The following is an 8,442-nucleotide window of genomic DNA, read 5'->3' as shown; positions in this document are numbered from 1 at the left end:
GGATGCTCCCGGGAGACCCAAGAGCATCCGAAAGGCTAAAGCGGTTGAATCCGGGGAAGGGAACATCCGCATGCTTGACAGAAGACCGATTCCAAATCCGCGTCTTTGAGCTGGATCAATCGCGAACGCGATGCCCTGGCGGCGCGCTCGCCCTTTGAATCCGGCCCGGTCAGGCCTGCCGCCGCAGGGCTGCTATCTTGAAATGCTGCTTGGCGTGAGCCACGATCTCGCGGTCGCTGGGATGGTCGGCGGCCTCCACGGCAACGATGCGCTCGCCGATCTTCGGGTGCTGTTCGCGGAGGTATTTGGCAAGTTCGGTCTTCGCATTGGCCGGGCCGATGATCAGGATTTCCCCGGCGTCGCTGACCGCGTTCATCACCTGCGCGAAGAATTCCTTGTCGAACCCGGCATGGCCGCTGCCGATCGAATTGGCCTTGTGGTGAATGTGCCGCGTAGGCAAATGTGGATGCAGGGTAACTTCGTCGTCGCCGCTCAGGCCGATGTGGAAGACCTTGGCCTGTGTATGGTCGATCCAGACGATCGCGTGGAAATGGGTCGGCATGTCGGTATCCCCTCGGGCGGCGGTCAGTGACGTTGGCTTGTCTGCGCGTCGACGTGGCGCAGCATCTTGCTACCGCAAAGACATATCGGCCGATTGATGTGGGTCAACCACGCGCGTCGGTGAGGGAACATTCAGCGTTTACGGCGGTGTTTCCCGCGATACGCGCCACACCGCCAGTTTGCCACTGGGATCGAGGTGATCGATCGGTTGCAGGAAATCCGGTGTCTGGCCGCGGTGAAGGCGGGCGGCGAGGCCATCGGGAGCCAGATTGCTCAACTCGACCTGTTCCATGTTGCCGCGGCACAGGACGACGTAGTCAACCCCGCGGTCAGCCAGGATTTGCCGCGCTTGGGGAGGCGCGGCCAGCATGACGTGCAACATCGCGAGATTGCCGTCATTGTTGCGGTGGTAGGGGGCTGCGAAGATCGAATGCCCCGTCGCTGCAAGGATGGCTGGACCGAGATCGATCGGCGCCATCACCCGGCCAGGGGGGAGCGCCGCAAGCGGCGCTACGCTGGAAACGGTCAGGCAGGACGACACTGCGTCCCGCTCCGCGATCGTCCATTGCGGCTTGAGGATCGCGTCGATCACGGGTCGGGCTGCGAGGCCGCTGGCCGCGAAGCTCGCCGGGGAGGCGAGCAGGGCCAGAAACAGCAGTTTCCGTCCCTGCACGCGTGCGGGCCACAGGGTTGCCAGACTGACCGGAAAAAGCGGCGCCGCCAGCATGTTGGCCGCGGCCGCGCCGCGCATCAGCCAGAAGCTTATTCCAGTCAGCGCGGCCAGCGTAACGGCGGCGGCGATCAGGCGAAATCGAAAGGCAGGGCGTGCACGGAAAACGGCTGCGCCGGTCAGGACCAAGGTCAGCAGCGGAAATCCGTAGAAACCGGGCAGCTTTTGCGGTTCGAGGAGCAGCAGGGTTTGAAACGACATGGACTCCGCGACGTGGTCGACCCAGATCGAGGTCACCAGCGGATCGATGCCCGCGAACGGCGGCGCCAGGCATCCCGAAAACAATTTGAAGAACACCGCGAACAGGATCAGTCCCGTTGCCGCCGCCGCGGCAACGCGCGCACCTGTCGCAGGCCGCCACCACGCGACGCCCGCGACGATCATCAGACTTACCCCGCCGCCGGCTGACAGCAGCAGAAATGGCCCTCCGAAGGCGTCGCATACGGGTGCACCCAGCGAATGCGGGGGTAGCAGCAGCGCGGCGAGAAGCAGGGACGAAGCCGTCAGCGCCGCACCGAAGACGCAGGTTGGCCGAGATACGACGCTGCCGCGCCAGAGCAAGAGGCCGAGCACCGCGACGCAGGTCGCGGCGATCGCGGGGACCATTTCCAATCCAACAGCCAGCGACAAGCTGGCAGTGACTCCGGCAAGAGCCGCGTTGATCGAGTGGCGTTCGATCCCCAATGTCAGAAACAGAAAAGCGAGCAGCAGCATGATCTGGAAATTATGGTGATCGATGGCGCCGGCGCGAAAATGAACGAGGGCGGGGATCGACAGCGCCGCGAGCACAATCGCGGCCAATTGCACCGCGTCCCGGTTCGCGTCATCGCTTATTCGCCTTGCCGTTGCCGCTACCGCAATCAGCGTTGCGCCGAACAGCAGCGTGGGCCACAGGACCAGGGTGGCTGCCTCCGCGCCTTTCATGCCCACGAGCGGTCGCAGCATCAGGATCATGGCTGCCAGCGGGGCATCGATCACGCGCGACCAGTGCATCGGCAAGCCAGGTGGATCGAGGCGGTACTGCGTCAGGTCGAACCAGCCCTGTCCGGCGATCAGGTCCCTCACTTCGACCAGCCGCATGGCGTCGTCGGTCGACATGGCGTCCGACGCGCCGCTCCCGATGCCCGGCCCGCCCAATACGTAGGTGACTGTGGCCCACAGGATCAGGATCACGATTTTCGGGTCTGCAGTACCGCGCGTTGCCGCCGGCATGCCGGTTACCGCAGCGGAATGGTTCCCCATGGCAATTCCTCGGTTTCGTACTGAGGTACTCCGAGGGGTTTTCGAAAGGTTTAAGTCGATTACAATAATTGCCAATTCGGAGCTGAAACTGGTGCTGCAGGCTCGAAATCGGCTCCGATGGGGCGCCGGGCCGGTCCGGCCGCTAACCGGAGGCTTCCGGCTTGCCGCCGCGGCCGAGCGCAAACTGACCGACCGGGCCCTCGACGTGGAATTCGAGCCCGGTCATCTTCTCGAACAGATCGATATTATTGGTCCCGATCGCGCATCCGCCGAGCCCCATATCGGTCGCCATCAAATAGAGCGTCTGCAGCAATACGCCGACATCCTTCAGGATCAGTGAATAGGCGACCGAGCTGTACTTCCACGAAACCCGGCCAAAGCGCGCGGCGACGGTGATCAGGATCTGGGGCGCGGCGGGAGCGCCCATGGCAAATTCGGCGCCCGCCAGTAGCGCGTCGAATGCCGGCGCGCGCACGGGGATCGGCACCAGCGCGTGCCGGTCGGCATCGTAATGGTAGAAGCCGCGCGCAAGTCCCTCGCAATTGGCAACCGCCAGATAGAGCTCGAGCTCGTAAGCACCGCCTCCGGCCGGATACGGCCTCGCGGCGTATTCGACCACGGGACCGTCGTCGCCGAGGTCGGCCTTGCTTTTCCACTTCGAGCGGATCCGCGCCGTGCTGTCCAGGAATCGCGCAAGCTCGGCGAGCGTGATCGGTTGCCGGTCGTCGAAATCGCGCGTCGAATGACGCTCACACAGGAGCCTGGCGAACGGCGAGAGCGTCCCGGGCGGCACGTCCGAAAGCTGGCGCAGATCGATTTTCTTGCCCGGCCAGCGCGGCCGCACCGCCGGTGGCGGCGGGATCAGGCCCGCATATGGATAAAGTCCCCCGAGCGGATTGGCTTGTCGGCCCTCCGTGGAACGGGTGTGGAACAGAAGATCGTGGAAGTCCCACAGTACGAGGTCGTCGTCGCCCTCGGCCAGGCGTAGGCCATGCTGGCTTCCGGCGTCGATCTTGAAAAGGATCTGGCAATCGACCAGCAGCGCGAGCAGCTCCGTGCCGGGGAAACCTTTCTGCTGCCGCAGCCGGCTGATCTTTTGCGGGGTGGCGAGCGTGGCGAGGGCGGACGCGATGTCAGGGTCGCCAATCCTGAACAACGCCCCGGCGCGCGGCGATTCCAGCACCATTTCGTTGCCGCGCCGTCGCAAATAGGCAAACCGCGACAGCACGACGGTTTCGGCCGCGCCGAGTTTTGGCATTTGCGGCCAATAATCCGGAAGCTGCGGTTCGATGACGACGCAGTCGGCTCCGCCGCGCTCGTGCCCGAGGCGAAATTCCAGCAGGCCGCGCTGCGCCAATCGCCGCACCAGGAGATCGACTTCCTTGTCGACGGCACGGTCCTGCTGCGCAAACCCAGCCAGCGGCAGACCGGTTGGCAGCTCCCGCGCGCGCTTCGCCGCGTCGACGCTGAGTTTTCCGAGGGGAAGCGAATGGTCGTCGAAGCAGGCGAGGATGTTGCCGTCCGCCTGGGTTTCGAGACGGATGTGATCGCTCAGCCGGGCGGAAATCGTCGCTGGCGCGGTTCGCCGAAGTTTCCTTTTCCCGGGAGCGCGCAAGCCGATCCCCCTCAGGTGTGCGGAAGGAACGGCGTAAGTTCGCTTTCCGGCAGCGGTCGATCCAGCAATCCGAGCTTGACCGGCACATCATACAGCCGGCCCGGAGCGAAACGCAGGTAGAAATGCCGCAGCCCCGGAACGATCACCCTGACGACCGGGACCTCGATGTCGGGCCGGGTCTGGTTGAGGACGAGGAAATCGAGGCCCGCTCCTCTGGCGATATCGACGCAGGCGTCGACCTGCTCGCGCGTATTGTGGCGCGGAACAAGATTCGCCCCGGCGCCGAGCTGGATCGGCTTGCCGCCCGGGGTCAAAAAGGGATGCTCGCTCAGGCGCAATGGCGTGTAGCCGTCGAGGCTCGATTTCTCGCCGGTTCCGCCACCCATCAGACCGATGGACAGGAACTGGTTCAGCTCCGTCAGTGCGCGCAGCAAGGCGATGCGCTTGTCGAAATGCGCGCCGGAGCCGAACTCGATATTCTCCTGGCCGTTCTGCATCCAGTGCAGGATCGCCACATAGGTAGGAACGCCGAGATCGCTGGTGACGTCGAGCACCCAAAGCTTTCGTCCGGTTTCGGCCAACTGGGTTTGCAGATCGCGAACGTAGGAATCATCGAACTGGCTCAAGTCCACTTCCGACCGCTGCAGCCGATTGTACCACCAGATTGCGTATGAATCCCGCTCCACCAATTCGAGGAATCCCTGGACGATGGCTTCCTCGAGCGTGTTGCCGGCGGCGCAACCGTTGGAGTCCGCATGGAATGCTGCAGGGCCGCTGTAGAAAAAATACAGCAGGCTGGTCGGAAGATATTTGAAGCGTTCGTCGCGCAGAGACCAGACCGGCGACCACTCGATCCTGGCCGATCGATCGAATGAAGCCGGGACCATTCGCGACTCGCTGGAGCCGTCGGCCTCCGTGGGTTGCGGGCCGGATTGTGCCTCGCTGAACAACAGGACGTCGTTGGGCAGAATGGCATCGCCCGGCGCGAAATCCGTGAAGCGCCGTGTCACCCTGATTTCGTCGCCCTGGAAAATTCCGGAATAGCGCTCGATCGCCTCCATCAGCGCGCTGGCTTCACCCTGTTCAGCGGTAGAGCCCTTGCCGAAGCTGCCGCCGGTCAGTCCCGTCCTGAGTTCATCGACATTCTGGGCGGGGGCCGAAAAATTGTGCGCGGCATAGAAGTTGGTGTTCATCGGCAGATCGGCTTCGATGCGCTCTAGCCGCGTGACCACGCCGGTGAGGGCGCTCACGTGCTTCCGGAAGCGGGCCACGGTGGCCCGCGACGAGACGGTCCGGTATCCCCCGCTGGTCATGATCAGCTTGGCGCCGGCGCCGAGCTCGATCGGTACCGGCGCGCGGCGCGGGTCCCGCAGCTTCTTGCGGCCGCAGGTCGGGCATTGCGGGCGGGTCGCCACGTAATGCTTCACGATACTCGCGCCCAACAAATCGTGACTGATGATGTGATCGTTCAACTCGGTGCGAAACCCGGTAGCGATCGCCTTGGCGATTTCGAGCGCAGCGAGCTGGATTGCGCTTTGTCCGAGCGTGTTGCGAGCAAGCGGTGAAACGGCGACAGCACGCGCCGGCCCGCGGTCGAGAAATCCCTTGACCTCCCGATTCCGGATCATGCGATCGAAAAGGCAGGTCCAGCAGGCGCCTTCGCCCGGGGTGAACACCGGGCCCACCAGCGGAAAAGCGCCGGAGGGCTGCACCAACAGCCAGCGCGATCCTTCCGACACATGCTGCTGGTTCAATTCGCCCAGCCGTCGTTCCAAATAATCGCTCACCAGCGTGACCGTCAGGTCGGGGGAGCGCTTGACGATGCGCACGCCGAGTTCGCTCAGTGCGTCGGTGAGTTCGGTTTCGCCCTGCACGTCGATCGATTGAACGCGGACCCGGCAATCGCCGAGATTTTTCTCAGCCGTTCCGGGCGGCAGGCCGAGGCTCGCCCAGTAGCCGGCCATGGGGCTGGCGGAAGCGGGCGATGCCGCGACGATGTAGCGGCGCTCCATCAACCGCTTGAGGGCTTCCTCGATTTTGTCCGACGGAAACTTCGGCTCGAGTTCGCGAATGAGTTCCCGAAAGCTCTTGCCGCTCTTTGCGATCGCAGACGCGAGCGCGCAATAGAGTTCGCCGTGAAGAAAAAACTTCCGGTCCTCGGAATAGAGGCAAACGACGTCGGGCGGCAGCACATAGACGGTGAAATTCGGCGCGAACTGCGGAATGTCTTTGCTGGCCTGCCGCGCAGAGGCCGTCTTGCGATTGCCTGTCATGGGATTAGCACGCGCACCTTGCCGTTTACTGCGGTTCGCCGGCGCAAGGGATATTCTTCGACCACTGCAATTCCCTCGTCCAGCTCACGTGCTGGCAAATGTCGACAATACGGGAAACCCGTCCCGCCGTCATCTGCAGGCCGGCGCGGCCGCGGATACGGCATACATGGATTGGCCGGGTCGATCGTGTCGGACCCGGCCATGATGACCTGCGTTTGTCAACGTAATCGGAAAGCAGTCTCGTCTAGCAGATGCGGCAAGCGCCCCACGACAGACAGCAGCCTCCACAGCCTCCGCCGCATCGGCAACCCCGGCAGCCTCTGCAGCCGCGGCATCCTCTGCAGCCACCGCAGCCGCGCCAGGCTACCTGTACGCCGCTCTTGGCCGCTTCACTGTTTTCCCTGTCGAACACATAGAACGTCGCCAGGCTGACGTCGGAGATTTCCTCTTCACCGAGCATGACCTGGTGACCCGGTGCAAGGTTCGGCATGCGCGGCTGATCCTGGTTGGGAGCGACCGCTGCGGATGCACCTCCCACCAGTGAAAAAGTCAATCCGGCGGCCCCTAACACCGGTACGGTTTTCGTTCCACGCTTGCGCCTTGAAGCTTGTTTCACCCGTGGCATACTTGCTTCCTCCATACCTTATAGGCGATGTTTAGAGTCCCGCATTTGGCTTTTACGCTTTGGAGATGCGCCACGCAAGACAGCGTTACACACGTTGATGTGACGATGTGGGGTGTCGAATCTCCTTCATGTTGATGAACGAAACCTTCGTCAACGGCTGCCGCACCGCACGTCGAATCCCGACATCCGCGCGCCACAGACAATTCAGCGCGCAGGCCAGGAAGACGCGCAGGTTTGGGCCACGTTCCGTTGCGCGTCCTTCAAATCAATCAAGAACGCAAATCCTCCTCCTGAACGAAAGGACGCGTCCGTCCTTGCAAATGACAGCAGACCCGGCTCAATGCTGCGCTGCGATTGACTGCTGGCTTGAACGGAGTAACCGACATGGTCCGTCGTCCCGGACTTTTCGCCTGGTATGAGCTGATGACGACGGACGTCGCTGCCGCGCGGGCCTTCTACGCCGGCGTCGTCGGTTGGGGAGCGAAAGACGCGTCGACATCGGACCTGGTATACACCCTGTTCACCGCTGGGAATGTCCCGGCAAGCGGGCTCATGGAACTGCCGGAGGAGGCAAGGCGCATGGGCGCGACGCCGCGCTGGATGGGGTACGTCGGCGTCGACGACGTGGACGTGGCCTCGGACCGGATCAAGTGTGCTGGCGGAGCCGTCTATGTCCCGCCGACCGACAGCAATATCGGCCGCATTTCGGTCGTTGCCGATCCGCAAACGGCAACATTTGCGCTGGTCCAGGGTTTTGAGTTCGCTCCACCGCAGCCTGCCGAGCTGGACGCGCCGGGACGCGTTGGCTGGCATGAGTTGCTCGCCGCCGACTGGACGAAGGCGTTTGCGTTCTACGCCGGGCTGTTCGGCTGGCAGAAGGCGGAGGCCGAAAGCGGTCCGGTGGACGCGTATCAGCTGTTCTCGGCGGCCGGAAAGACGATTGGCGGCATGTTCACCAAACGTCCGGTCGAGCCGATTCCATACTGGCTTTACTACTTCAATGTCGACGATATCGACGCGGCCGCGGAGCGCGTGAAACGCGGCGGCGGTCAGGTCTTCGAGGGGCCGTTTGTGGTGCCCGAGGGCAGCTGGATCGCCCGATGCGTAGACCCGCAGGGCGCGATCTTCGCGCTGCAGGGAAAGCGCAGCCGGGATGCGATCGCGAAAGATCCTGCATCGGAAGTCGGCTGGTCCACCGAGTGGAGCGGGATTTCATCGCGAGGCAGATTGACCACCAAGCCGAAAGGGTAGGGGACGATCGTCCTTGCCCGGGAGTGCCGATGCCCAAGCAACACATCTACGTTCTCGGCCTCAATACCTACGACCATGACGTGAGCGCCTGCCTGCTGCGCGACGGCGCCATCGCATTCGCGATCGCAAAAGAGCGGATCACACG

At 63.4% G+C, this 8,442-nt stretch carries 5 protein-coding genes; 1 reads left to right on the top strand and 4 read right to left on the bottom strand.

The annotated features are described in order from the left end of the window. Window positions 1-169: 169 nt before the first annotated feature. The 4 genes from QZ213_RS20175 to QZ213_RS20160 form a co-directional block, all read right to left on the bottom strand. A complete protein-coding gene (locus QZ213_RS20175) occupies window positions 170-562 on the bottom strand; it encodes a translational machinery protein (RefSeq protein WP_291687860.1) in 393 nt (130 codons plus the stop codon). 138 nt (window positions 563-700) lie between these two features. Beyond that, window positions 701-2,716: a hypothetical protein gene (locus QZ213_RS20170; protein WP_291687859.1), complete on the bottom strand. Its 2,016-nt coding sequence runs from the start codon at window positions 2,714-2,716 to the stop codon at window positions 701-703. Then, window positions 2,676-4,148: a SagB family peptide dehydrogenase gene (locus QZ213_RS20165; RefSeq protein WP_291687858.1), complete on the bottom strand. Its 1,473-nt coding sequence runs from the start codon at window positions 4,146-4,148 to the stop codon at window positions 2,676-2,678. The genes QZ213_RS20170 and QZ213_RS20165 overlap by 41 nt, the downstream gene beginning before the upstream one ends. Before the next feature lie 11 nt (window positions 4,149-4,159). Continuing rightward, a complete protein-coding gene (locus QZ213_RS20160; protein ID WP_291687857.1) occupies window positions 4,160-6,421 on the bottom strand; it encodes a TOMM precursor leader peptide-binding protein in 2,262 nt (753 codons plus the stop codon). Window positions 6,422-7,430: 1,009 nt separating this feature from the next. On the opposite strand from QZ213_RS20160, the gene QZ213_RS20155 reads away from it, so the two are divergent. After that, entirely contained in the window at window positions 7,431-8,297 is an 867-nt protein-coding gene (locus QZ213_RS20155; protein WP_291687856.1) for a VOC family protein, read from the top strand. Window positions 8,298-8,442: the final 145 nt, after the last annotated feature.

Origin of the sequence: Bradyrhizobium sp., from assembly GCF_017881085.1 — a bacterium.
Taxonomy (GTDB): Bacteria; Pseudomonadota; Alphaproteobacteria; order Rhizobiales; family Xanthobacteraceae; genus Bradyrhizobium.
This window is presented reverse-complemented; position numbering and strand designations above follow the sequence as displayed.